This window comes from Rhizobium sp. KDH_Rht_773_N (genome assembly GCF_052946295.1).
In genome coordinates this window covers 42,286-66,409 of sequence record NZ_JBRFNB010000002.1, presented here as the reverse complement: position 1 = coordinate 66,409, position 24,124 = coordinate 42,286, and the positions used below count along the sequence as shown (strand labels likewise).

At 60.6% G+C, this 24,124-nt stretch carries 25 protein-coding genes; 12 read left to right on the top strand and 13 right to left on the bottom strand.

Annotated elements, in window-relative coordinates; translation table 11 throughout:
• Positions 1-185 precede the first annotated feature (185 nt).
• The 3 genes from ACU8HS_RS22240 (at position 186) to ACU8HS_RS22230 (ending at position 5,038) form a co-directional block, all read left to right on the top strand.
• Entirely contained in the window at positions 186-3,812 is a 3,627-nt protein-coding gene (locus tag ACU8HS_RS22240) for a hydantoinase B/oxoprolinase family protein (RefSeq protein ID WP_447016207.1), read from the top strand.
• Positions 3,813-3,834: 22 nt separating this feature from the next.
• Entirely contained in the window at positions 3,835-4,365 is a 531-nt protein-coding gene (locus ACU8HS_RS22235; RefSeq protein WP_112570109.1) for a winged helix DNA-binding protein, read from the top strand.
• A 115-nt stretch (positions 4,366-4,480) separates the two neighbouring features.
• The gene (locus tag ACU8HS_RS22230) at positions 4,481-5,038 is read left to right on the top strand and encodes a DsbA family protein (RefSeq protein ID WP_447016206.1); all 558 of its coding nucleotides are present in this window, start codon (positions 4,481-4,483) and stop codon (positions 5,036-5,038) included.
• Here the strand turns inward: ACU8HS_RS22230 and ACU8HS_RS22225 are convergent.
• Positions 5,035-6,249, bottom strand: a complete 1,215-nt coding sequence (locus ACU8HS_RS22225) for a DUF763 domain-containing protein (protein ID WP_447016205.1) — start codon at positions 6,247-6,249, stop codon at positions 5,035-5,037. The two genes, ACU8HS_RS22230 and ACU8HS_RS22225, sit on opposite strands and share 4 nt — an antisense overlap.
• Before the next feature lie 213 nt (positions 6,250-6,462).
• On the opposite strand from ACU8HS_RS22225, the gene ACU8HS_RS22220 reads away from it, so the two are divergent.
• Entirely contained in the window at positions 6,463-7,041 is a 579-nt protein-coding gene (locus ACU8HS_RS22220; RefSeq protein ID WP_447016204.1) for a BA14K family protein, read from the top strand.
• Between the two features lie 129 nt (positions 7,042-7,170).
• On the opposite strand, the gene ACU8HS_RS22215 is transcribed toward ACU8HS_RS22220, so the two are convergent.
• Entirely contained in the window at positions 7,171-7,374 is a 204-nt protein-coding gene (locus tag ACU8HS_RS22215) for a hypothetical protein (RefSeq protein WP_112570104.1), read from the bottom strand.
• A gap of 272 nt (positions 7,375-7,646) precedes the next feature.
• Between ACU8HS_RS22215 and ACU8HS_RS22210 the strand changes: the two genes are divergently transcribed.
• Positions 7,647-8,123, top strand: coding sequence for a hypothetical protein (locus ACU8HS_RS22210; protein WP_162718946.1), 477 nt, complete (start codon positions 7,647-7,649; stop codon positions 8,121-8,123).
• On the opposite strand, the gene ACU8HS_RS22205 is transcribed toward ACU8HS_RS22210, so the two are convergent.
• From ACU8HS_RS22205 to ACU8HS_RS22175, 7 genes are all read right to left on the bottom strand, one after another.
• On the bottom strand, positions 8,120-8,743 hold the full coding sequence (locus ACU8HS_RS22205; protein WP_112753809.1) for a response regulator: 624 nt from the start codon (positions 8,741-8,743) through the stop codon (positions 8,120-8,122). The two genes, ACU8HS_RS22210 and ACU8HS_RS22205, sit on opposite strands and share 4 nt — an antisense overlap.
• 1 nt (position 8,744) lies before the next feature.
• Positions 8,745-10,133: a sensor histidine kinase gene (locus tag ACU8HS_RS22200; protein ID WP_447016203.1), complete on the bottom strand. Its 1,389-nt coding sequence runs from the start codon at positions 10,131-10,133 to the stop codon at positions 8,745-8,747.
• A gap of 560 nt (positions 10,134-10,693) precedes the next feature.
• Positions 10,694-11,671, bottom strand: a complete 978-nt coding sequence (locus tag ACU8HS_RS22195) for a glycosyltransferase (RefSeq protein WP_162706963.1) — start codon at positions 11,669-11,671, stop codon at positions 10,694-10,696.
• A gap of 108 nt (positions 11,672-11,779) precedes the next feature.
• The gene (locus ACU8HS_RS22190; protein WP_447016202.1) at positions 11,780-12,523 is read right to left on the bottom strand and encodes a hypothetical protein; all 744 of its coding nucleotides are present in this window, start codon (positions 12,521-12,523) and stop codon (positions 11,780-11,782) included.
• Positions 12,516-14,009 carry a glycosyltransferase family 2 protein gene (locus ACU8HS_RS22185; protein ID WP_113413699.1) on the bottom strand — a complete coding sequence of 498 codons (1,494 nt, stop codon included), beginning with the start codon at positions 14,007-14,009 and terminating at the stop codon, positions 12,516-12,518. The genes ACU8HS_RS22190 and ACU8HS_RS22185 overlap by 8 nt, the downstream gene beginning before the upstream one ends.
• Positions 14,006-14,635, bottom strand: a complete 630-nt coding sequence (locus tag ACU8HS_RS22180; protein ID WP_113413698.1) for an HAD family hydrolase — start codon at positions 14,633-14,635, stop codon at positions 14,006-14,008. The genes ACU8HS_RS22185 and ACU8HS_RS22180 overlap by 4 nt, the downstream gene beginning before the upstream one ends.
• Positions 14,632-15,402, bottom strand: coding sequence for a hypothetical protein (locus tag ACU8HS_RS22175; protein WP_377312507.1), 771 nt, complete (start codon positions 15,400-15,402; stop codon positions 14,632-14,634). Before ACU8HS_RS22175 ends, ACU8HS_RS22180 begins: the two co-directional genes overlap by 4 nt.
• Positions 15,403-15,546: 144 nt before the next feature.
• Here ACU8HS_RS22175 and ACU8HS_RS22170 point away from each other — a divergent pair, with 144 nt between their 5' ends.
• A complete protein-coding gene (locus tag ACU8HS_RS22170; protein WP_112753801.1) occupies positions 15,547-17,058 on the top strand; it encodes an oligosaccharide flippase family protein in 1,512 nt (503 codons plus the stop codon).
• Positions 17,059-17,161: 103 nt separating this feature from the next.
• On the opposite strand, the gene ACU8HS_RS22165 is transcribed toward ACU8HS_RS22170, so the two are convergent.
• The gene (locus ACU8HS_RS22165; RefSeq protein ID WP_113413696.1) at positions 17,162-17,365 is read right to left on the bottom strand and encodes a hypothetical protein; all 204 of its coding nucleotides are present in this window, start codon (positions 17,363-17,365) and stop codon (positions 17,162-17,164) included.
• A gap of 185 nt (positions 17,366-17,550) precedes the next feature.
• Between ACU8HS_RS22165 and ACU8HS_RS22160 the strand changes: the two genes are divergently transcribed.
• The 3 genes from ACU8HS_RS22160 (at position 17,551) to ACU8HS_RS22150 (ending at position 18,785) form a co-directional block, all read left to right on the top strand.
• Positions 17,551-17,847 carry a hypothetical protein gene (locus ACU8HS_RS22160; RefSeq protein ID WP_113413695.1) on the top strand — a complete coding sequence of 99 codons (297 nt, stop codon included), beginning with the start codon at positions 17,551-17,553 and terminating at the stop codon, positions 17,845-17,847.
• 438 nt (positions 17,848-18,285) lie between these two features.
• The gene (gene rpsU / locus ACU8HS_RS22155; RefSeq protein ID WP_113413832.1) at positions 18,286-18,522 is read left to right on the top strand and encodes a 30S ribosomal protein S21; all 237 of its coding nucleotides are present in this window, start codon (positions 18,286-18,288) and stop codon (positions 18,520-18,522) included.
• A gap of 68 nt (positions 18,523-18,590) precedes the next feature.
• Entirely contained in the window at positions 18,591-18,785 is a 195-nt protein-coding gene (locus tag ACU8HS_RS22150; RefSeq protein WP_447016201.1) for a hypothetical protein, read from the top strand.
• Between the two features lie 73 nt (positions 18,786-18,858).
• Here ACU8HS_RS22150 and ACU8HS_RS22145 read toward each other — a convergent pair whose 3' ends face one another.
• Both ACU8HS_RS22145 and ACU8HS_RS22140 read right to left on the bottom strand, forming a co-directional pair.
• Positions 18,859-20,124, bottom strand: a complete 1,266-nt coding sequence (locus tag ACU8HS_RS22145) for an acyltransferase family protein (RefSeq protein ID WP_113413833.1) — start codon at positions 20,122-20,124, stop codon at positions 18,859-18,861.
• Between the two features lie 195 nt (positions 20,125-20,319).
• Positions 20,320-20,949: an alpha/beta hydrolase family protein gene (locus ACU8HS_RS22140; RefSeq protein ID WP_447016200.1), complete on the bottom strand. Its 630-nt coding sequence runs from the start codon at positions 20,947-20,949 to the stop codon at positions 20,320-20,322.
• A gap of 311 nt (positions 20,950-21,260) precedes the next feature.
• Here ACU8HS_RS22140 and minC point away from each other — a divergent pair, with 311 nt between their 5' ends.
• From minC to minE, 3 genes are read left to right on the top strand one after another with little or no spacing between them, the layout of a single operon-like run.
• Entirely contained in the window at positions 21,261-22,004 is a 744-nt protein-coding gene (gene minC / locus ACU8HS_RS22135) for a septum site-determining protein MinC (RefSeq protein ID WP_112703540.1), read from the top strand.
• Between the two features lie 30 nt (positions 22,005-22,034).
• The gene (gene minD / locus ACU8HS_RS22130) at positions 22,035-22,850 is read left to right on the top strand and encodes a septum site-determining protein MinD (protein ID WP_112572947.1); all 816 of its coding nucleotides are present in this window, start codon (positions 22,035-22,037) and stop codon (positions 22,848-22,850) included.
• Positions 22,847-23,104, top strand: coding sequence for a cell division topological specificity factor MinE (gene minE, locus ACU8HS_RS22125; RefSeq protein WP_112572949.1), 258 nt, complete (start codon positions 22,847-22,849; stop codon positions 23,102-23,104). The genes minD and minE overlap by 4 nt, the downstream gene beginning before the upstream one ends.
• A gap of 85 nt (positions 23,105-23,189) precedes the next feature.
• Here the strand turns inward: minE and ACU8HS_RS22120 are convergent, their stop codons facing one another.
• Positions 23,190-24,077 (bottom strand): MurR/RpiR family transcriptional regulator, encoded by an 888-nt coding sequence (locus tag ACU8HS_RS22120; protein ID WP_113413835.1) that lies wholly within the window; start codon positions 24,075-24,077, stop codon positions 23,190-23,192.
• Positions 24,078-24,124 lie beyond the last annotated feature (47 nt).

Here is a 24,124-nt window from a genome sequence, read left to right as displayed (position 1 = left end):
GCCATTGGCTATTTCTGGGTCTGTCGCCGCGGCTTGAGGGCCGCGGCGTTCGATTTTCTGCGTTCCAATGTTGGACCTTTGCTGCGCCCGCCAGCGATCAACGGCGGCGGCTCCGTCTTCTGCAAAACGTTGACGATTTATCGATAATTTCTTAGTGATATCGGAAACGAACGGCGGAGGCGATTTTGTCGGGCATTGCGGCTGGTAGCTGGGACTTCTGGATCGACCGTGGGGGCACTTTCACCGACATTGTCGGGCGCGATCCCGCCGGTGCACTTCACGCGCGCAAGGTGCTGTCCGAAAACCCGGAAGCCTATCGCGATGCTGCCGTTCAGGGCATTCGTCTGCATCTCGGCCTGACCGCAGGCGAGGCGATCCCCGCCGGACTGATCGGTGAGGTGCGCATGGGCACGACCGTCGCCACCAACGCGCTTCTGGAGCGCAAGGGTGAGCGTCTGGCGCTGGTAACGACGAAGGGTTTCCGCGACGCTCTGCGCATCGGCTATCAGGAGCGTAAAAAGATCTTTGCGACCGAGATCATCAAGCCTGAAGCGCTCTATCAGGATGTGGTTGAGCTTGACGAGCGTGTTCTGGCTGACGGTACGGTCGAGACAATGCTTGACGAAACCGCGACCGAGGCAGCGTTGCGCGATCTGCGCGCGAAGGGCTACCGCGCCGTCGCCATCGTCTTCATGCATGCCTATAAATATCCCGAGCATGAGGCAGCGGCTGCGCGCATTGCCCGCGCGATCGGCTTCGAACAGGTTTCCGTCAGCCACGAGGTTTCGCCGCTGATCAAGCTGGTCGGCCGTGGCGATACGACCGTTGTCGATGCTTATCTTTCGCCGGTGCTCGGCCGTTATGTGCGCCAGGTCTCGGATGAACTCGATGTTGCAAGGACCGGTGCCCGCGTCATGTTCATGATGTCCTCGGGCGGCCTGACGGCAGCCGATATGTTTCAGGGCAAGGATGCCATCCTCTCCGGCCCCGCCGGCGGTGTCGTCGGCCTTGCCAAGACCGGCGAGCAGGCGGGCTTCGGCCATGTGATCGGCTTTGACATGGGCGGCACCTCGACCGATGTCGCGCATTTCGACGGGGAGTATGAGCGCGCCTTCGAAACGGAGGTTGCCGGCGTGCGCGTTCGGGCGCCGATGATGCTGATTCACACGGTGGCTGCCGGCGGCGGTTCCATCCTGCATTTCGAGAGCGGCCGTTTCCGAGTCGGCCCCGATTCCGCCGGCGCTTATCCAGGCCCTGCCTGCTATCGCAACGGCGGACCGCTTGCGGTGACCGATGCCAACGTCATGGCCGGCAAGTTGCTGCCCGATTTCTTTCCGGCGATCTTTGGCCCGAACCAGGATCAGCCGCTCGATGTCGAAACGGTGCGGCAGAAATTTGCCGAACTGGCAGCCGAGATCGGTGACGGCCGCCGCCCGGAAGAAGTGGCTGACGGGTTCATCCGCATTGCCGTCGCCAACATGGTCGAGGCGATCAAGAAGATTTCCGTCCAGCGCGGTTATGACGTGACGCGTTATGCGCTGAACTGCTTCGGCGGCGCCGGAGGCCAGCATGCGTGCCTCGTGGCAGATGCGCTCGGTATGAAAAGCATCCTCCTGCATCCGATGTCCGGCCTGCTGTCGGCCTACGGCATGGGCCTTGCCGATATCCGCTCCACCCGCCAGAAAGCGCTCGGCGTGCCGCTCGACGTGGCTGCACCCGCAGCGATTGCCGCGCTTGGCAGGGAATTGCAGGGCGAATGCCAGCCGGAGCTGACGGCGCAGGGCGTCGAGGCCGGGAAGATCAAGACGGTATTGCGCGCCCATATCCGCTATGCCGGCACTGATACGCTGCTGGCCGTCGAGGCATTGTTCCCTCAAAACGACGATGCTACGCGCCTTCGCCGGGAATTCGAGCTGCTGCACAGGCGCCGCTTCGGCTTCGTCGCCGAGAACAAGCCGCTGGTTGTCGAGGCCGTCGAGGTCGAGTGCATCGGCGGCGCGGCCGCCGAAATCGACGTCGATCGCGGCGAAGCGGGGGAGGGCGAGGCTTCGCCCGTCCGGCGAACCCAGTTCCATTCGCAGGGCGAAAGCCATGATGCGGCAGTCGTCCTGCGCGATCGCATCCTTCCCGGCCAGACCGTGACCGGGCCGGCCATCATTATCGAGCCGAACCAGACCATCGTCGTGGAAGACGGCTGGCAGGCGAAGCTGACGGCGCGCGATCATATCGTGCTCACCCGCATCAAGGCGCTGCCGGAACGCGCGGCGATCGGCACCAAGGCCGATCCCGTCATGCTGGAGATCTTCAACAATCTCTTCATGTCGATTGCCGAACAGATGGGCGTGACGCTGCAGAACACCGCCTATTCCGTCAACATCAAGGAACGACTGGATTTCTCCTGCGCGGTCTTCGATGCGGACGGCAATCTCGTCGCCAATGCGCCGCACATGCCGGTTCATCTCGGCTCCATGGATGCGTCTGTTGCGACCGCCATCCGTGAAAATCCGGTCATTCATCCGGGCGACGTCTTCCTGATCAATGCGCCCTACAATGGCGGCACGCATCTGCCTGACCTGACCGTCTGCACGCCCGTCTTCGACGATGCCGGCACGCGCATCCGTTTCTGGGTGGCAAGCCGCGGACACCATGCCGATATTGGCGGCATCTCGCCGGGCTCGATGTCGCCGCTCGCGACGCATATCGAGGAGGAAGGCGTCTATATCGACAATTTCAAGCTGCTCGATCGCGGCACGTTCCGTGAGGACGCCCTTGCCGATCTCTTGACCGGTGCGCGCTATCCGGTGCGCACGCTGGCACAGAACGTCAACGACCTGAAGGCGCAGGTTGCCGCCAATGAAAAGGGCGTGGCGGAACTGAAGAAGATGATCACGCTCTTCGGCGAGGACGTGGTCGATGCCTATATGGGCCATGTGCAGGACAATGCTGCTGAAAGCGTGCGCCGCGTGCTCGACCGCCTGCCGGACGGCGAGTTCTCCTATGAGATGGATCAGGGCTGCAAGATCGTCGTCAAGATCTCCATCGACCGCAAAAAGCGTGAAGCGACGGTCGATTTTACCGGCACGTCTGCCCAGCGACCCGACAATTTCAATGCGCCGGCGCCGGTGACGCGCGCTGCCGTACTCTATGTTTTCCGCGTGCTCGTCGAAGCGGATATTCCAATGAATGCCGGCTGCCTGCGGCCGATCCGCATCGTCATTCCCGATGGCACGATGCTGACGCCGGCCTATCCGGCAGCCGTCGTCGCCGGCAATGTCGAGGTCAGCCAGGCCGTGACCAATTGCCTGATCGGCGCCGTCGGCGCCATGGCCGCAGCTCAGGGCACGATGAACAACCTGACCTTCGGCAACGAAAAGTATCAATACTACGAAACCATCTGCTCCGGTGCGCCGGCAGGCCCCGGCTTCAATGGCGCCGATGCTGTGCATACGCACATGACCAATTCTCGCCTCACCGATCCGGAAATCCTGGAGAGCCGTTTCCCTGTCGTGCTCGAGGATTTCCATATCCGGCCGAATTCCGGTGGGCGGGGTCAGTGGCACGCCGGCAATGGCACGCAGCGCACGATCCGCGCGCTTGAGAGATTGGAATTTGCCATTCTGTCCGGTCATCGCCGCATCGCCCCCTTCGGGCTGAAGGGAGGCGAAGACGGGCAGACCGGCCGCAACTATGTGCGCCGCAATGACGGCACGATCGATGAACTGATCGGTGCTGCCCATACGGTGCTGGAAGCCGGCGAAGCCTTCACGGTTGTGACCCCGACAGGGGGCGGATACGGGCCGCGAAACGCTTGAGAATAGGGATTGGGAGAGTTCGATGGACAAGGCAAAAGAACAAAGGGCCGGCCGCGATCTGATCGTGTCGTCTGCCCATCTGGCGCTCGGCAGTTCGCCGGCCCTCTCGGAGCTCGAATACGGATCGATCCTCTTCTCTCACGCCTTCAATCGCTGGATCGTGCGCTGCATGGCGGCGGCCGGCGTGCCGAGCCTGTCGCCGATCGAGATCTTGATCATCCACTCGGTGCGCCATCGCGACCGGCCGAAAACATTGTCCGATCTCTGCCTCGTTCTCGACATCGAAGACACGCATGTCGCCAATTATGCGGTGAAGAAGCTCGATGCGGCCGGGCTGGTCAAGACAGGGAAATCCGGCAAGGAAAAAGTGATCCAGGTCACTGACAGGGGCCTGGAAGCGCTGGCCCGCTATTCGGAAATCCGCGAACGGCTGCTGGTGGAGGCGACGAAAGTCTCCGGCCTTTCTCAGGACGATCTCTCCGGAATAGCTTCCCATTTGAGGGCTCTGTCGGGTTACTATGAGCAGGCCGCGAGATCGGCGGCGACCCTGTGAGAGGCAATGCAAGCGAGCTGCCGATCCCGTCTTTCATTTGCAATAGGAAAGCCGTATCACCTGCATCGCTGGTAAAGCCGGCTGACGACAAGTTCCGGAACAGAAGGATGCAAACATGACGACCACTTCCTGTCACGCAGATCCGCTCGTTTGGGGTGTGGGAGCGCGCGTGTTCGAGGCTTTCCTGGAGCCGACCTGTCCCTATTCCGTCCGGACGTTCAACAAGCTGGGCACGCTGCTGGAACTGGCCGGTGAAGACAAGATCACCATCAAAATCCGCCTGCAATCCCAGCCTTGGCACTTGTTTTCCGGCGTCGTCGTGCGCTGCATCCTGGCAGCATCCACGCTGGAAGGCGGCAAGGAGACTGCGAAGAAGGTCATGGCGGCCGTCGCTGCCCATCGCGAGGAGTTCGAGTTCGAACGGCATGCGGGTGGTCCCAACATGGATGTTACGCCGAACCAGCTCGTCGAACGCCTGGAACGCTACAGCGGTGTCGCGTTGAAAGAAGCCTTCGCCATTGCCGATCTCGACCGCGAAATCAAATGGCACTGCAAATATGCCCGTCAGAACGGCATTCATGTCTCGCCGACATTCATGATTGACGGGTTGGTACGTCCGGAGATGAGCAGCGGCGACGACGTCGAGTCCTGGGTCAAGCTGCTGATCGGCTAGTTGTCTCGTCGCTTTGTCGGCTCCGGCGGAAGCTCCCAGCCGAAGACGCTGCGGCCGCCGAAATCGGAGGATTGCCGAAATTCGCCGGCGACGATTTCCTTAAGGTCCGGGCCGGTGACATAGCGCTCCATGGAGCGAGACTGATCGTCGAGCCGGCGCAATGCCTGCAATTCTTCCTCGCGGCCAAGCTTTCCCTTCAAGACGGCCGATTTCATCACGCTGATGGTTTCGTCATAGACTTTCAGTGGCACGGGGAAGGGATGCCTGTCCTTGCCGCCGTGGGCGATGGGAAACCGGGCGGGATCGGAAAAGCGACAGGGCGCCCCGTGCACGACCTCGGCAACGAGCGCCAGTGCCTTGACCGTACGGGCACCCACACCGGGCACGAGAAGCAGATCTTCGAAATCGACCGGCCCGCGATCGGCGGCCGCGGCAAGATTGCCGTGCAGCCGCTTCATGTTGATATCGCTCTCGCGCACATCGTGATGTGCGGGCATGATGAGATGCGGCAACATCGGCTGTTCTGCCGGCTCCGGCTCCGGCCCAAGCGTTGCGAGAAGATCGAGTTGACCGCGGCGGGATTTCTCCGCGCGCCGATCGGCCAGGTTGACGATCTCGCCCTGCGAGCGGCCTTCGATGGCCGCATGCGGGGAATTGACGAAACTTTCCAGTCCTTCCGAAAGCCAGTGATAGCGCCGCGCCTGTCGCTTGTCGCCATTCATGCCCTGCTGGACAATCACCCAATGGCCGTCGTCAGCGACGATGAAGCCGTGGAGATAGAGGTCGAAACCATCCTGAACCGCGGCACTGTCCACCTTGGCGACCAGGCGGCTCGTCTTGGCAAGGCCGGCACCGTCAATCCCGACGCGATCGCCGATCGCGACCAGCTCATCCGGTGTCTTGCGCGATTGCGCGCCTCGTCCGCCGCAGACATGGAGACCAAGTTCCTTCGAACGTGGTTTCAGTCCCCGTTTCAGCGCGCCCAGCACGCTTGTCGTGATGCCGGAAGAATGCCAGTCCATGCCCATGACCGCGCCGAAGGACTGAAACCAGAAGGGATGGGCGAGCCGGCGCAGGAATTCTTCGCGTCCGTAGTGGTGGACGATTGCTTCGGCAATCAGTGCGCCGAGCGTCGTCATGCGGTTGCCCAGCCACGGTGGCACGCGCCCTCCGTGAAGGGGAAGGTCGGCGCTGCCTGCTCTCTGCGACATGCTTCCTCTTTCTGGCTGCAATCTGCGGCACGACCGGATCGCCGGACAAAACAGCTATCCGTCAAAATAGGGGCGATGGCAATAAATTCCTATCCTATCAGTCCGTTCCACCATTTCAGGCGAACAAGAAAAAAACACGATTTTCGTCCCGTCCGCGGAACTGAAACCCGGCGTTTCCGATTTCTATAGGGATCGGGAATGGGAGATCGCGTGATGAAGTCGCTTGCTGTACCGTCCATCTGCCTGGCTCTGGCGGGGGCCGTCGTGGCTGGCGGTCTCGCAATTGCGTCTCGCGGGTCCGACGAAGCCAGGCCACATCATTTCGCCAATCTTGATGCACCGCTCTGGACGACGACGCCCACGCGCGTCGATCCCAAGAAGCAGGATTACGAGCGCCTTCCGCCACTTCAGGCCGCAACCGAAGCTTCGCCTTCAACACCCGCCAATCTGGTTGGCGTAGCAGCCATCGCGCCCCCAGATCCGACCGTGACGGGGGCAATAGAGCAGCCGAAGCAGGAATGGATGGCCGACGGCCGACATCTCAGCCTGTGCCAACAGCGCTACCGTTCCTACAATGTGTCTGACAATACCTACCAGCCCTATAGCGGCGGTCCCCGCAGGCCCTGCGTGATCGGAGAGGCGGAGCGTTCGGCGGGATTGCCGGCGGCTGGCGCGCCACCCGATCCGCACAGCGCATGGTGCGCCGCCCGCTATAGTTCCTATCGGACCTCCGATAACAGCTATCAGCCCTTCAACGGGCCGCGACGTCAGTGTATTTCTCCGCTCTCCTGATCCGCCCGAAACCCGGCGCAGCCTTACGGCGACGCATTAGATGAAGGCGGACCCGCACAATCGGTGACATCGCGACGGCCGACCTATGTCAAGTTCTGTGTTTGAGGGGTGGCCCATTTGATTGCGGCACTACCGCTTGTTGTAAAAGATGCCATCGTCCTCCCAGAATGGAGGGATCGCGTCTTCGTAATGTTCAAGCTCCTGACGGTACTCCCATCCTGACACTGTACGCCGGCGCCAAGTCTCAATAAACCAACGGGTTTTTTCTCCATCAATCGTGGGGCGCGAAAAAAATGGAGCATTGCATTTCTGCCATTCCGAATTTTCGATCATAAATACCTCCCTCAAACCTGCGAGTGGTCAGGGTATATCATGATCACCTAATTTTAACGTGACCGAGGTAACGCGCTGGTTAAAATACTTCGGATGTCTGTTGATTTGGCTGGCGGACAGATGTCGCTGGGACTTCTGCTGGGCCGCGAGCTCTATGGGTGAATAGGGACCAAAGTCCGATAGAAATTGGTACCTATGTCTGACCGTCTTGCAATTCCAGAACAAGCGGTCAATCTCCTTCCTCCTTAGTCAGGACTAATCACGAGGCAAGGATGATCTCCAAGCGCAATTTTCTGAAGAGCGTCGGCACAAGTGTTCTTGCCGTTGCGACGCTTGCGCCGCTGAAGGTGGAGATTACGGGGTTGTTCCCTTCGATCGCTAGCCAGGCAGCATTCGCCAAGAATGAGAACGGCAATGGCAAAGGCAACGGAGGAGGCAACGGAAAGGGGGGCGGTAACGGCAACGGCGGCGGCAATGGCAATGGCGGCGGGAGCGGAAACGGCAACAGTGGCGGCGGGAACAGCCGATCCGGTACGAGCGGGTCCGGCAGTACGGGCAATACGCCTGCAGGAACAGGAACACGCGCAACCGAAGATGCCGGCGGCTCCATCGATATCCGTCACAAGAACGGGATAACCGAAACCCTTCGTGGCGGACGCTACATCATGCGCGATTCGAAAGGGCGCACAATCGTCAACCGCCGCGCGACATCATCCGACAGCCGGCGGCTCACGCAGCTGCTGCGCTAGTGTTTTTCGTGCCATCGCAAGGCGGCTTCCGTCCTGTTCGTGACGCCGAGCTTTGTCAGGATCTGTGTCATGTGATGCTTGACCGTCTTTTCCTGCAAATCGAGGCGCAAGCCTATATGCTTGTTTGAAAGGCCCTGGGCGACAAGGTCCATCACCTCGCGCTCCCTCGGGGTGAGCGTGTCCTTGTCCGATGTCTGGCCGCTCAAGGAATATTCCATGACCTTGGCCGACATTGTCGGCGACACGTAGCGGGTTCCCTTGAAGACGGTGCGAATTGCTTCGGCCAGGCTGCGCGCGCCGACGCCTTTGAGGACATAACCCTTGGCTCCACGCTGAAGTGCTGCGACCAGCGTGTCCACTTCCTCCGAGGCCGTGAGAATGAGGATCCTGGTATCCGGGCTCAGGGAAAGGATTTCGTCGATAACGGAAAGCCCGTTTCCGGGCATTGATACATCGAGAAGCAATACATCCGGACGGGCATTGGAAGCGATCATGGTCGCGTCACCTGTGTTGGCGCCCTCTCCAACCACGACAAAATCGCTGACTTCCGAGAGGCTGCGGGTGACGCCCTCACGAAACAAAGGATGGTCATCCACGACGGCGACCTTGATGGGTGTCATGCTATTCCTCCACTTCCATGGGCGCGAAGGTCATGGTGACAGTCGTTCCGCCTTCTCCGGTTTTTATGTCGAATTCACCGCCAAGGCTATCGATCCGCTCCCTGAGCCCCGCCAGGCCAAGGCTCGCCGGCGCTACCACTGCCGGGTCAAAACCCTCGCCACGGTCGCTGACTTCGATGCGGACGCCGCCGCCATGGGATGTTGCCCTGACGGCCTGCTGGATGCCGCCCCCGTGACGATAGGCATTGTTGAGTGCCTCCTGAACGAAGCGGTAGATACAGATCTTGAGGGCGGGGGCAAGCTCCGAAACGTCTTCGTCGATGGTCGTGTCGACGACGGTGCCGGTCTTTTGCTGATGGGCCTCGACGACCCGTTTGACGATTTCCGCAATCGAATCTTTCTCGATTTGCGGCAATACCAATCCCTTGCAAATGTCGCGGATCTCCTTCATCGCCTCTGCGAGGCTCGAGCGGATCCACGCTAGTTCTTTCTCGCGTGCCTCCGGCTGGGTGGCGGCATCGATGAGCAGATTGCTGTCGAGGCGCAACGAGGCATAGGCGATATATTGGGCGGGGCCATCGTGCAGATCCGCGCCGATGCTGCGCAGATAGGTTTCGTTCAAGGCTGCGGCGCGCTGGGAAGAGAGGCGCAGCCTGCGTTGCAGGCCGCGGTTTTCGGCAAGAAGTGCGGAGAGCTCTTCCACTCTGGACTTTAGCGCTCTTCGCTGGACCTCGATCGTACGGCTGCCGCGGAAAACGAGAATGGAAAGAACGAGGAAGAAGATGGCGGTAAGGCCCGCCACCGCCAGCCAGCTCCACAGCCTTGCCCGTATGAGACTGTCGTCCAGTCCCTCCGCCGTCTCGTAGAATTCGAGTACCGCTACAGCCTCCCCGGACCAGGGCTGCAGCACCGGATTGTAGATTTCCATCAGTGCCCGTCTAAGATCGCGCTCTGTGGCGCTTTCCGGGTCGCTTGCGACTTCGTAGCGTGCGACCAGCTTGCCCGCAAATGCCTGCGCGAGCTTGCCGTTGACCGGGAACCTCTTTCCGACCAGTTCTTTTTCATTGGCATAGAGAATTGTGCCGTCCCGACGCCACAGCTTGAACGACACGAGGCGGCGGCCAAGCGCGCCTTGGCCAAGTGTCTCGTCGAGCGCCCGGGCACTTGCCTCATCGAGCAGCGATTCCGTCTGCATGTCCGGAAGCAGGGGCGCGACCACACTGTCCACGTAGAGCGCGGTCGCTGCACCGGAATTGTGAATGACGGCGTCCTCGATGAGATGGGTGACGATGAGCCCGATCACGAACATTGCTGCAAGTGAGACGAGCCCTCCCATGATGAAGAACTGGGAGGCAAGGGAGCGGGCGTTCCAGCGTGTAAGCCAGTGCATTTCCAACCTGAGCTGCTACGGTCCATTCAAACTATCGCGCCGGCTGGATTTTTCCAGTTTACCGGGCATCGACCATGCTTGCGTGCGGGATGCTGCCGATCAGCTGGTCGGTACCACCGCACATCGCGGTTCCGAAGACATAAAGCATGACGGCGAGAAAGACGATGATTGCCGCAGAGATGCATTCCAGGCGGTGGAAATTTCCGGGATGTCGTTCCTGTCGTCCATGGCTGAGAACTCCTTTTCTGTGAGGAGCCGAACGGGCGGAAAGACAGTGCGTTCCGAACCCGGGACCTCAATCGGGGCGGTATCGGACCAAGGACCGGGTGGCCTCGACTGAGGTCCGGAGGCAACGAGGTATGCGGGTCGTTGCTTTGGCAGCGGTCAAAGGAGCTGCCTCAAAAGCCAAAGGCGGATAAAATGCTCTCCAAGCTTGTCGTCGGCGCAGTCATGACCGCGTCTCTCATGTCGGTCGTTGCGCTTGCCCGGTCTGCGGCGGTCAACGGTGCGGTGCCCGGCACGATCGTCGGCGGCCCGGTTGGCGCTGACGTGATCGACCGTCAACGCGACAGGGCTTGCCAAGGCGCAAGTCTTCCGAAGACGTTGGCGACGGCCGAGAGCGAAGCTGCCCGCATGCGCAACAGCCTCTGCCGGCGTAGAGCGTCGACGCGGGTGCCCGGTGCCTTCGAAAGCGCCGCCCGGGCATCCCTTACCGGTTCCACCAGGCTGGCAGCGACATCCGGCAAAGTATCCACTTCGGCCTCGAGGCGTTCGAGATAGGCATTGAGCCCATCCGCCGCGGCTTGTCGCAGCCGCCGGGTCGGAGCGTTGCGGAGCTTGCGTGTCGCCCAGCGCAAATGTTCTTCAGCGTGCCGATGCAACGCCTGTGGATGCTTGTAGGCGCGGTGGTCGCCGAGCATGTCGGCAACGAATGCGACTTCCCCGAGTTCGCCGCAGCGCCACCAGAGCTCCATGTCCTGCAGATATTGCCAGGCGGGATCCCAGCGTCCGGCCTTGAAGAAAACATCCGTGCGGATCGTTGCACCCGGCATGGCGACCATATTGTTGAGCAGCAGCAATTCCCGAAACGCCTCGCCGCTGTTGCTGTAACTCCAGCCGAAGCGGCGGCCGGGAATGGGGTCGCCCTCATAGGTGATCTGCCGGAAGCGGCCATGGATCAGGGCGGGGTGGCGCATTGCCGCGCGCCCGATGGCGCGAAGTGCCCCGGGCGCGAGGCGGTCGTCGGCATGCAGGGTGACGAGGTAATCCGCGTTGGCGCCGGCGGTATAGGCGCGATTCCAGTTATCCGTGCGTGGCACCGTGTCCCGGTGCAGGGCCGGTTTCAAAAGGGGGGATGAGTAGGACGCGATCATGTCCCGGCTGCCGTCCGTCGAGCCGTTGTCGCAGACATGCACCTCGAAGTCTGGATAATCCTGTGCCAGGGCGCTGTCGAGCGCTTCGGCAAGTGTCTCGGCATTGTTGAAGCAGGGTATGATGATGGCGAGAGAGGGTAGTTTGCTCGATGTCCCGGCTGTCATGGTAAACTCCCGTTTTGCTAGGTCTCCTGATCCTGCGAACATGTGTCCGGGGATCGTCGGCAGGGCTCTGCATGCCTCTGTCGAAACAGAATGGCGCCAGTATCTCCTTCACCCCGCAAGGGGCACGTCCGCAATCTTGACATCGAACACGTCCCGCGCCGGCAGCGTGCGGACATCGAAACCGTGTGCGACCACGCCGTTCAGCATGGGGCAGACAAAAAGCAGTCCATTGTGCGAGAGGCTCGCCCGGTTCTGCAGGCTGTGGGCCAGGGCCAGATGAAAGACGGCGACGCTACGGAAAGCATAGACGCCCGCCGATGCGTTGTCGGAAATGACAAGCTTCTCCCTTGCCTCCAGCATCCGGCCGTCGTCTCCAAGCCTGATATAGCTGTATTGCGGATGGCGGGAGCCGAATGTGAGCGCAAGGCCGCCGAGATCGGGGTCGGCGGCAAAGATTGCGGCAATATCCGCATCGCTGTCGAAGATGATGTCGCAGAGATCGACGATAACGGGCGCATCCGGAAACGCGACGAGCGCCGTACCGGCCGCAGCGCTCCAGGCAGCGCCGCCACTCGTCTCGGACAGAAAGACGGTTCGGGCCGTCGGATAACGCGCCAGCAACGTTTCGCGTGCGTAGCGCCGTGATACGGGCCTGTCCCGCAGGACAAAAACAGGCACGGCCGCATCGCTCCACCAGGGACGCGTCTCCAGCGTGGCGCCGAGCAAGGTCGTCTTTCCAACCGGCATTTGCGCCTTCACCGAGCCGTCGGGCCGCTCAAAATCATTCCCGGCCATGGGAATGATGATATTCAGCGGCGCTCTCGCCTCCGGGCTGGTTTCGACGTCATGCATAGGCAGGCTCGCGGCCCTGCAGATACTCGGCCAGATCCTCGGGCGTGCCAAGCCCGTGCATGTTTCTGACGTCGATCTCGTAAACCCCGATACGCGCACCATTGCGGATGGCGTAATTATAGGCCGGGCAGACATAGAACTCGTTGTTGGTGCGGTCGTTGTGCACCATCATGTCGAGCGCGCCCTTCATGAAATCGCCGGCGCGGCGGAAGAAGTAGATGCCGACAGTGGCAAGCTCTGAAATCGGCTGCTTTTCGGCAACCCTGAGCACAAAGCCTGCCGCATCGGTTTCGGCAAAGGACCATTTCGGATCGCGCTTCGGATCTCGGAAAACGAGGATCGACCCGTCGAGATCGCGCGACATGCAGTCGTCGATGAAATCGACGATATGCATGTCCACGACCTGGTCGGAATTGGCGATGAGAAGAGGCGCTTCCTCGTCGAGGTGCTGGCGCGCCAGCAGAACGGTGCAGGCGGTGCCCTCGGTCAGCTGATCGACCGAGACGATGCCGACGCCCTGCGAGCGAAGTTCGGCCACCGCGTCCGCCTGGCTGTCCAGATGTTCGCGCAGCAGCAGGACCGTCGGCTGGCCGCCGGGTGGCAGGGTGTTTTCCAGTACATGTTGAATCATCGGCCGGCCAAGCACGTCGATGAAAGGTTTCGGACGGGTGAAGCCGACCTTGGCGAAGCGGCTGCCTCTGCCGGCGGCCGGCACCACGAGCTGCACGGGTCGTGCGGCCTGTGCGGAGGACAGGCGGCGGACCCCGTTCACCTCGAAATTCTCAATCATTTTCGGGTTGTAGAAGCTGTGGTAGCGGTCTGCCGGCATGCTTGCGGAAACGACCCGGCCGCCATCCAGGATCACCTCGTTGAGCGACGCGCTGACATAGTAGCGATTGTCCACCGTCACCCCGTGCCGCAAGGCGGCGGTCGCGGCCTTGAAGAAGATCTGGGCCTCGCGGAAGTAGTAGAACCCGGCGATCGCCTTGTTGCTGATCACATCCTTCTCGGATGTGCGGTTGACGAGACCGTCGTCGCCGAGCGTCACATAGGACCAGCGCGGGTGGATCGTCTCGAAGGTGATGACGCCGGCATCCGCCTTGGCTGCCTCGAATTCCGCAATCACCGATGCAAGACGGGTGTCGATGATCTGGTCGCTATTGGCGATGACGAGCGGTTCGGTGGGATCGATCCTGTCGACCGCCATCAGGCAGGTGCAGAGCGCGCCGGCCGTCGGGCCTTTCAGCATGACCACCTCTGAGCGGCCGTTGGTGCTGAGGTCGAAGATCCTCTCGTAGGAATATTTGACGGCATCCTGCTGGTCGACGAGGAAGAGGAAACGCGTATCGCCGCCGAGCGATTTCATGTTTTCGATGGCCCACAGGATCATCGGCTTTCCTGCCACTTCGATGAGCGGGCGCGGATAGGCGTAGTCTTCCGGGCTGAAATGCGGGCTCGTACCCGTGGTGGGGAACAGGACGATCATGCCATTACCTCCGATACGCGCTTGATCTCCGACACGATCCGGCTGTAGACGACATCGGCCGGTGTTCCGATCTGCATGACGTAAGCGCCGCTGTCGCGCGCGGCCTTCAGGCCATATTCATTGTCCTCGAGGATCAGGCACTCATCCGGTCTGAGGCCGAAGCGCTCCATCGTCGTCACGTACATTTCGGGATCCGGCTTGGCGCGGGTGACATCCTCGTTGGAGACGATGAGGTCGATATATTCCATCAATCCGGCGCGCCGCATCATGGACTCGATGGTGACGCGGATCGAGTTCGAGCAGACGGCGATCTTGTAGCCATCGTGCTTCAGGCGGCTCAGCGCATATTGATGGGCAAACACCGGCTTGCAGCGGGTGTAGATCAGCTCCATCGTATAGTCCTGCTTCAGTTCGTGGATCAGCTCGTTGAGCCCCTTAGGCAGGCCATTGGTACGGGAGAGGATCTCCAGCTTGCGGCGGGTCGGCAGGCCATCGAACGTGGTCAGGTGCGCCTGGCGGTCGATCGGCATGCCGAAAAGATCGAGCGCCCGGTTCAGTGCCTCATAATGCCATTCCTTGGCATCGATCAGCACGCCGTCCATGTCGAACAAAACAGCACGGATCATGTGACTTCCTCCTCGACCATCCAGGCAAAGCTCTGCTCCGCCGCATCGGGCAGATCGGTACAAATCATCAGCCGCTCGAACGGAAGGCCGCTCTTGGCAGCCTGCCGCAATGCGGCAGACCAGGCGGCCCAGACCGCCTCATGCGGGCGCTTGTGCAATTCCGGCGAAACCATCGCGACATATTTGCCGCGCCTCAGATCGTCGATCGCACGTTCGATCGAAGCCGGCTTCTCAGTGAAGGAATCCACCCATACGCCCTCACAGCGGTCGTAGAAGGATGGGTAGAGCTCGACTTCGCTGTAGCGCGTGAAGACCGGCACATCGCTATCGAGATAGGGCCTGAGATCGGGAACCGATGCGTCGAACACGAAGGAGCGCCTCGTGACCCCATACTGGTCCAGCATCGGCACCAGGGCAGGGCAGAGACCGTCCGCCTTGATGTTGATGGCGAGCAGTCCGGGGGCACCTTTTGCTGCATAGCATTCAAGAACACGCGCGAATGGCAAAGCTCCGGTTGTGGGCGGATCGTGCGAAATTACGAGTTCGCCATTCAGGTCGCGAACGTCCAGTTCAACGCCATGCCCTGACGCAAATGCCTTGTCGAATGCGCCTAAAGTGTTCCGCTCATGGGGGGCAAGCCACCAGCCACGATGTGCGAGTATCTTCATCACTATGACCCTCCGGCCCAATCGGCCAACAAACGATTTTGTGTTGTCGCAAATAGCCGGATGGAATCCATGCATCTGCCGACCAAACTTCATATGCATGATTGTAATTTCATATTAACTATGAAGATGTGAGTATAAATCGTCAATATCAAATATACATCAAAGTTGTTACTTTGGTAACACATACATTACGTGCAAAAATGCCAAGATGATATCCAGATAAGCTCGAAGAAACATGTGACCATGGGCACATCTAGTATGGTATCAGCTCAATTGTCTGGCGAAGAGGAAAGTCAGGGGTCGCGTGGCGCCTCTACCTCGCGGGACGCTCTATGGGTTTCGGGCGCTCGTCTGGTCAGTCAGCTCTGCGGCATCGGTACGTTGCTGGTCGCAGCCCGGGTGCTCTCGCCGGCTGAGGTCGGCGTTTTTGCCATGGTCTCGTCGACTGTGTTGCTGCAATCAAAGATTGCTGAGGCCGGATGGAGCGAATATCTGATTGCTGCACCGCACGATAGGGAATTGCCTGCAACTGTCCTTTATTGCGCGCTTGCAAGTGGCCTGGCCTTCACCATTCTCGGCCTGCTTGGGCTTGCTGTTTCCCTCGTCTGGCTAGCGCCGACGGGGTCGATCTTCGTCACGCTCCTGCTGCTGATGGCGACCATCGTTCCGGGCACCTTCATCATCTGCCAAAGCGGTGTGTTGGTCAGGGGGCGGCGCCTGCGCGAGCTTGCCACCTATCAAGCGGCCTCGGAATTTTCGGGACTTCTCGTGACGACAGGGGGACTGTTGCTCGGTTGGGGTATCGTCGCCCTTGCGGCAGGACGCTGTTGTGTCGTGCTTGTCGCGCTCCTGATGTGCACGGGCTTTGCGCGCTGGCTTCCGCGTTTCGAATTCAGGCTCGCCACCGCGCGCGAGGCGCTTGCCTATTCCACCCGGCTCCTGGCGTCACGTCTCATGCAATTTGCCCAAAGCTACGGTGCGGAATTCCTGATCGTATTCTTCATCGGTGCAACCGAAGTGGGCCTCTACAGAATGGCAAGCCGGATCGTCGGGGCTGTCACGGAGCTGATATCCGAACCTGTTCGGATGCTGGCCTGGAGCTACTTTTCCCGCCAGCAGGGCGAGACGGGCGGCGGGGCGGAAGGGTTAAGCCGGCTCACGGGATTGATCATGGCGGCCACCGCTTTTGCTGCTCTTCCCGTCTTCATGGGGCTTGCCGTCATATCGGAACAACTGGTCAGCGTGCTGCTCGGTGCGCAATGGCTCGCAGCCGCGCCGGTTCTCATCCTGCTGGCGGCCGCGCGCGGCATGGCCGTTATCCAGATGCTCAATGAGCCCGTATTGAGCATCATCGGCCGGGTTGCCCTTCTGCCGCGGCTGAACATGCTGTTTACGGCAACGAGCCTCGCCTGCCTTGCGATTGCCGGTTGGACCCGTCCGGATCTCGTCAATATCGCGGTTGCGCAGGTCGTGGCTGCGGCACTGACGACAGCGGTGTCTCTCTACTTTCTGCAGCGCGGTACGGGTTTCCGCTGGCCTACCCTGCTGCGCAGGATCCTTCCCGCCGGGCTGGGTGCTTGTGTCATGGTCGCTGCCGTCGGCCTGGCTCTCCATATGGCAGGCGGCAGCCTGCACCTTCCCCTGGCGGATTTGTTCATGGGAGTCGCGGTGGGAGGCCTTGCCTATCTTGTCGTCGCGTGGTCCAGCGGTCGCGCCTTGATGGCGGAACTTAACCGCGTGACGGGTGCGCGATAGCGGCGCATGGGTATGATGCCGGCAAGACCCGGCCCCCGCCGGTGACATCCGGTCCCAGATTGTGGCCGGATGCCCGTGGTCGTCGGCCTGTGGCACTGTTTCGTCAGATTCTGATCTTCAGCAGCCCGCCTCGGGCCACCTGCCTGCCGTGACGCCAGAACGGATGGATCATGCCACTCATGGTCAGGATGTCGGCACATGGAATGAGTGGCGACCGTCCCTCGGCGGCATCGAGCCTGACGGAGGCCAGCCTCGTCGGGGATCTGGTGCCTGCAAGCAGATCGTCATCATCGATGCCGATATCCACGAGCAGCACCTCCGGCGCTCGCGCGGAATAATCGACCGCTTCGCGAGCGATTGCAGCTTCAGTTGAGAAGGCCGACGGCTGCGGTCATGCCACTGTACTTTCGGCATCGTGGCGCCCGGCGGCGCAGATGGTGCCATCATATTGACGCAGTGCGCGTTAACCTTGGCAACAAAGGGGAGATGAGCATGGCCGGGCACGATAGCTACTATATCGAGATCACCACGCGTCTTCGATCGGTGCGATCCTTCTGCGAATTCCTGTCGAGCGGCGGCACTGTCGGCGTCGCTTCAGCGGACGGCTCGCGCTACGGCGATATCACCACCGACCTGCTGGCAAGAACGCGCAAGGAGGCCGAGGCCCTCGATCGCATGCGCCGGCAACTCTTTCCTGACCGGGCGGACGAAGAGGTTTCGCCGGCGCTCTATACGTGTAGGATCACCGCATCCCGCCGGTCGCATAAGGCTGGCCGAGCGCAATCGTGACGGGCGTATGAGCGCTGGTATATTTCCAGTCGCGCGGATTGCGCCGGATGCTGGTAGAGCGAAGGTTTGATATATCGGGGCGAATGCCCGCTCATTGCGAAGGGACTTGTTGCGCGATCTCGGAAGGTTCCCAATGGCCCGTCATTGAGGCAGGGCGGGTCTGTCTTGCAATGGCGAGAGGCCGTTCTTACCTAGTTGGCATCACCCGTATCGTCTGGGCAGGAACCCAAAGAGCGACCAAATCTCCGGGTGAAGAGAGGATGCGCGCTCCGGCCAAGACTTTCGCAAGCGCAGACCATTGGCGAACTCAGCCGGCGCTGATGCGCGGCAGCAAAGCGCAATCCTCTGATTGTCGCATCCAAGGCTATTTCACGCAGAGCGAATGCCGCTGGATTGCCAGGCGAGCGGGCTCGGCACCATCATCCGAAAGGAGACAACATGCAGGTCGTCGTCAGAGGCAACAACGTTGAACAGGCGCTTCGTGTACTGAAGAAGAAGATGCAGCGCGAAGGGCTGTTTCGCGAAATGAAGGAGCGCCGGTCGTATGAGAAGCCCTCCGAGCGGCGTGTCCGCGAAAAAGCCCAGGCTATTTCCCGGCAGCGCAAGGCTGCCCGCAAGAAAATGCAGCGCGAGGGGCTTCTGCCGGTCGCAAGACGCCGCGGGTCCGCGCGCTGATAAGCGAGGCGTCGCCGCAATCTGCCGGCGGTTCCTTATTCTGGCCCTCTATTCTGGAAAGGGACATCATGGAAGAATTGCGTAGCCTGACCGTTTCCGATGATCGGCTCGACGATTGCCGGGAGGCTATCGGACCGGATCTGCAGGATCTGATCGATGCGGCTGTCGCCTTCGGTTTTACGATCGAGGAAACATTGATCGCAATCAGCGAACTGGTGGCGGAGGATTTTGCCTCGGCCGTCAAGCTCCCGAGCGTTCACTGAGGCGGAAGATCGGAAAACGAGTGCGCGAGCGCTCGATCAGCCCGATCCGACGAGCTGTCGGAGATCCGGTCATTCAAGCGCGCGATACGCGGTCCCGCGGCGCCTCATGGCTGCCATCGGCTTTTTTCTCCCCATCGAGAGCGTTCTGCATCTCCTCGAGAACCCGAATGAGTTGCGCGGTCGCCGGCGCCGTATCGTCTGAGGGGGCACCGTCAGCAGCAATGTTGGCAGGCACTGTCTGGCCCGTTCGCGACAGCGCCGGCAGCAGGCTTACGATAAGTTTGGCGAAGAGCTTCTTTCGGCGTTCGGCAACTTCGGCCAGCAGGAAGCAAAGTGTGAAGCAGGCAACCAGCAGGGCTGCCGCCATCGGGACATGCTCCTCCACCGGATGCAGGAAGGACGCAAACATCAGGATCAGAGGCTGGTGGACAAGATAGAGTGTGAAACTTCCACCTGCCATCCATCTGATCGCCGGGCCTGTCTTTTCGAACAGCGGCCGTGCCCGATATAGCAGCGACGCCGCACCAATGAGGTGAAGGGCGACCGCAACGCCGATGAGATTGAAATATACGAAATTGATCGCTTCCTGCGACGCCGACCAGGTTTCGTACATGTTTGTCGCCGCCCGGTCGAAAAAGAGTTTCAGGCTGAAGAACAGCACAAGTGAAGCGATGATCATGGCAATGGAGATGCGGCGCTCGAACGGCGGGCGTTCGATGACGCATTTCATCGTCAGCCATCCCATGAGCCACAGCGGCATATACATCAGGATCTTCGGGCCGGCGACCGCAGCCCAGAGGCACAGTAGCGGTATTTTCGCGCGCCGCGGCGAAAAGGCGAACAGCCCGAAAAACAGGTAATACTGAACCTCGAAGCCCAGCGACCAGTATGGTTCGCCGCTGCCAAAAACCGCATGTGCAAACCACAACTGATTGGTGAAGGTGATATAGGCCAGCGCGGCTTCGACCGATACCGGAGTGAAAAATCCGGTGTTGATGAAATCATAATAAAACGCGTTTGCGCGCATCCCGATACTGTCGGCCGCGAAGATCACCGCAATCGCCAGCAGGGCGACAGGCATGATCCGGGCGAGGCGGGCGACGAGATATATGCGCCATTCCCTTTCGCTCACCCGGCCGACATAGCTGATGACGAATCCCGAAAGAACGAAGAAGACGGCGACGGCTTCGCGTCCCCAGCCCAGGGGCCCGATCTTGATGGAGGGGAGCAGGAAGACATGCGCATGGGATAGAAAGACGACAACGGCGGCGCCCAACCGCAACAGATCAAGATAGATGGAAAGATTACGGTCAATCTTCCTGCCTTCGATCGCGCCCATGACTGATTTCCCGCCGGATGACAAAGCGTGTTCAACTGAGAGCCGCTTTGTTCAGGAACTGATTTCCGCGTCGATGCGCGAAGGCGCCATTCGATCAAGCAAACCTTTTAAAAGTGTTTACTGAATAAGCTCAAATATCGAGTAAACGGTTGATATGAACAGCATTATCGCGTGTGGCGAGCGCTGATCCGTTCGTCACAACCTCTCTGCCCATGCCGTCGTATATTCCGACAATTGCCGCATATGGTCGGCAACGGAATATCCCGAGATCTTCTTTCGCGGCTTGATATCATGGTCGCCATCTTCAAGCCACAGGAGCTCGATCTGATCGGAGAGCGTATAGGACTCGACCTCTTGCCTTGATCCGAACGGATCGCGTGTTCCCTGGCAGATCAGTGTGGGCGTGCGCAGGTCTTGGAGATGTGCCGTGCGAAGCTGTTCCGGCTTGCCGGGCGGGTGAAACGGATATCCGAGGCAAAGCAGGCCCCGGATTTTCTTCGCCGCAAAAGTCTCGTCTGCGATCATGCTCGCCACACGGCCGCCCATCGACTTGCCGCCGATGATCAGGTTACCGGCGCCCAATCCGCCGATCGCGACACGGTATTCGTCAAGGAGTTGGTCGGCGCGTGGCGGAGGCTTGACCGCTCCGCTCAGGCGACGCTGCGCCATATAGGCAAACTCGAAGCGCGCCACCCTGAAGCCGCCGTCGGCGAGCGCCTTCGACAAATCGCTCATCGATGCCGAATCCATCGCCCCGCCTGCGCCATGCGCCAGGAGGATCGTGAAGCTTGCCGTTTCCGGTCCTGTGATGAGAAAGCTTGTCATCCGTGCTCCGCATGTCCGTATTGTGAGTCTGTCACACCGGCAGCGGTACTCTGCGAGCGAACATACGATTTTAGCAAGAGCACGGCTCTCATTCGAGCAACGGCTTCGCGTTTCTGCCGCCCTTGAAATCAGAAGAAGCCCCTGATTTCTTGAGCAAAGGGCAGAAACATAACTCGCAAGACGTGCGAAGTTGCGTGGGCGCGCACGACCGTTTCAGGGCCACATTTTTGGCTCCGCCAACGCCGCGTTAACGATTTGTTAACCATGAAGCAGCTAAAGCTTTTAAACCGAAATTAACCAAGTTTACTAACGTGTTAACCGACGCACGCTCCATTCGCATCAAGGGTCGATCGTTTCTTGCGGTCGTACTCACGCCCGATCTGCCGTTCGACGATTGGCTTGTACGTCTCGACGACCTTGCTGCGCGGTCGGCTGGCTTTTTCCTCGGAAGGCCGGTTGTTCTGGATGTCAGTGAACTCGCGCTGGATCGTGCCGCCCTCAAGGGAATGGTTGCAGCTCTCGGCGAGCGCGGCGTCAGGGTGATGGGTATTGAAGGCGCGCGACCATCGCAGCTCGATGCTAGCATGCCGCCGGGCATGGTTGGCGGGCGACCGGCTGCTGACGTTGAGATGCCCGCAGCTGGCGCGCAGGCCGAAGTACAAAGGCCGAACAAGGCGCAGCCAGCCGACGTGCGGGAAGTCGTTGCGCCGGTTGTTCGTGCGGCTCCGTCCTCGCTCGTGCTGCAGGAACCGGTGCGCTCGGGCCAGTCCATCGTTTTCCCGGAAGGGGACGTAACGGTCATCGGATCCATCGCTTCGGGTGCCGAAGTTATCGCGGGTGGTTCGATCCACGTCTACGGCGCGCTTCGTGGACGGGCGCTTGCTGGATCGGTCGGTAATTCGGCAGCGCGAATTTTCTGCCGCAAGCTCGAAGCTGAGCTTCTGGCTATCGACGGGATATACAAGACCGCCGACGATCTGCCGGCGGAACTGCGTGGCCAACCCGCGCAATTATGGCTCGAGAACGATGCGATCATGGCGTCGCGACTGATTTAACAGGGTGAATGGTTTAAACAGGAGAGGGATATGGGAAAGGTCATTGTTGTAACCTCGGGTAAAGGTGGCGTTGGCAAGACAACCTCGACTGCGGCATTGGGGGCGGCGCTGGCGCAAAGGAACGAGAAGGTTGTCGTCGTCGATTTCGACGTCGGCCTCCGCAACCTCGATCTCGTCATGGGCGCGGAGCGAAGGGTCGTCTATGACATGATCAATGTCATTCAGGGTGATGCGAAGCTGACCCAGGCGCTGATCCGCGACAAGCGGCTGGAGACGTTGTTCCTCCTACCGGCATCCCAGACGCGCGACAAGGATTGCCTCACGGCTGAAGGTGTCGAGCGCGTCATCAACGAACTCAAGAAGCACTTCGACTGGGTCATTTGCGACAGTCCTGCGGGCATCGAGCGCGGCGCAACGCTGGCGATGCGGCATGCCGACATCGCCGTCGTCGTGACCAACCCGGAAGTCTCCTCGGTACGCGATTCCGACCGCATCATCGGTCTTCTGGATGCCAAGACGGAAAAGGCGGAACGAGGCGAGCGCATTGAAAAGCACCTGCTTCTCACCCGCTACGACGTTACCCGCGCTGAGCGTGGCGACATGCTGAAGGTGGATGACGTGCTGGAGATCCTGTCGATCCCGCTGCTTGGCATCATTCCGGAAAGCATGGATGTGCTGCGTGCTTCCAATCTCGGCGCCCCGGTCACGCTTGCAGATCAGAACAGTGCCCCGGCAAAGGCCTATTTCGAAGCGGTTCGACGCCTCAACGGCGAGGTTCTCCCGGTCACGATCCCCGGCGAAAAGCGCGGCCTGTTCGACAAGATCTTCGGACGGAGGGCAGCATGAGCGTGTTCGATTTCTTCCAGAAGAAAAAAACTGCGCCGATCGCGCGCGAGCGCCTGCAAGTGCTCCTGGCGCACGAACGCATGTCCCCCGGCTCGGATCTCGTGTCTCTTCTCAGGGAGGAGATTCTTGCGGTTATCGCCAAGCATGTCGAAATCGAAGGCGATCGCCTGCAGATAAGGATCGATCGCGGCGAGAACGTCTCGATTCTCGAAATCGACGTGGAGATCCCCGCCAAGGCCGCCCGGGCGGCCTGAAGTCCGAATAGATCTCTCCGGGAGGCTGAATGTCTCTCGGATGAGGCTCCTGGTCTTTGAACGATCGTGGAGGGCGGTTTTGCCGTTACAGGATCACCGGGGACAGGCCGCAATCCGCGCGGAAAGCCTTGAAAGCACTGAGGGCGCGTAGCGAGCGTCCATCGTCGATCGCGGCAAGGTCGAGAATGACGGCGTTGGCGATCGTCATGGGAACGACGAGCGACTGCGATTCGCCCGCTTCCCCGCGGGAGACCGAGATCTGCCGGTCGGGCGCGGGGTCGATGCGGGCGCTGAGAAGATCGGTCAGCGCCAGCGTTTTTGCGCCCCTTTCGGCGGCGATCTCCCTGATCTGATGAATGAGCGGCGAGGCTTTGCGGAAGGCAAGCAGCCAGACGACGTCGCCCTGCCCCAGAGTTGCCAGCGCCTCGGCGATCAGATGCATCTGGCTCGCGAGATCGACGGCCGGATAGCCTGAGCGGCTGAGCCTCAGCGCGATCAGCGAGGCGAGCGCGGCAGAGTGGCCGCGCCCGAAGACGAAGACCCGCCGGCAATCACGAAGGATCTCCGAAAAGCCTCTGATATCGGCGTCGGCAACGGCGTTTCGCACCTGCTGGAGGGCGGCTATCTCGCTGTCGAGGACGGAGGAAAGCACGCCGCCATCTTCCGCTCGGACGAGCCGGGCGGCCATGCGGGCAGCGGGGCTTTCAAAGTCGCCGCCGCCTTCGATGAGGTTCGCCTGCAGGAATGTCCGGAATTCAGGATAGCCCTTGAAGCCGAGTCGGCGCGCCAACCGTACGGCTGAGGCGGGGTGCACTCCGGCACGAAAGGAGACGGCCTTGCCGTTTTCCATCGCCGCGCGGATCGGGTCCTGCATCATCACGTCGAGAAGGCGAGTATCGGCCTCCGTGAGCTTGGTCGAATTGCGACTGATGAGATCGCCGAGAAGTTGCGGAATTTCGTTCTGTCTTTCCATCGCGTCACTTCTTGCGGGGCACTTTTCTTCAACCGCGGCCAGGGGCG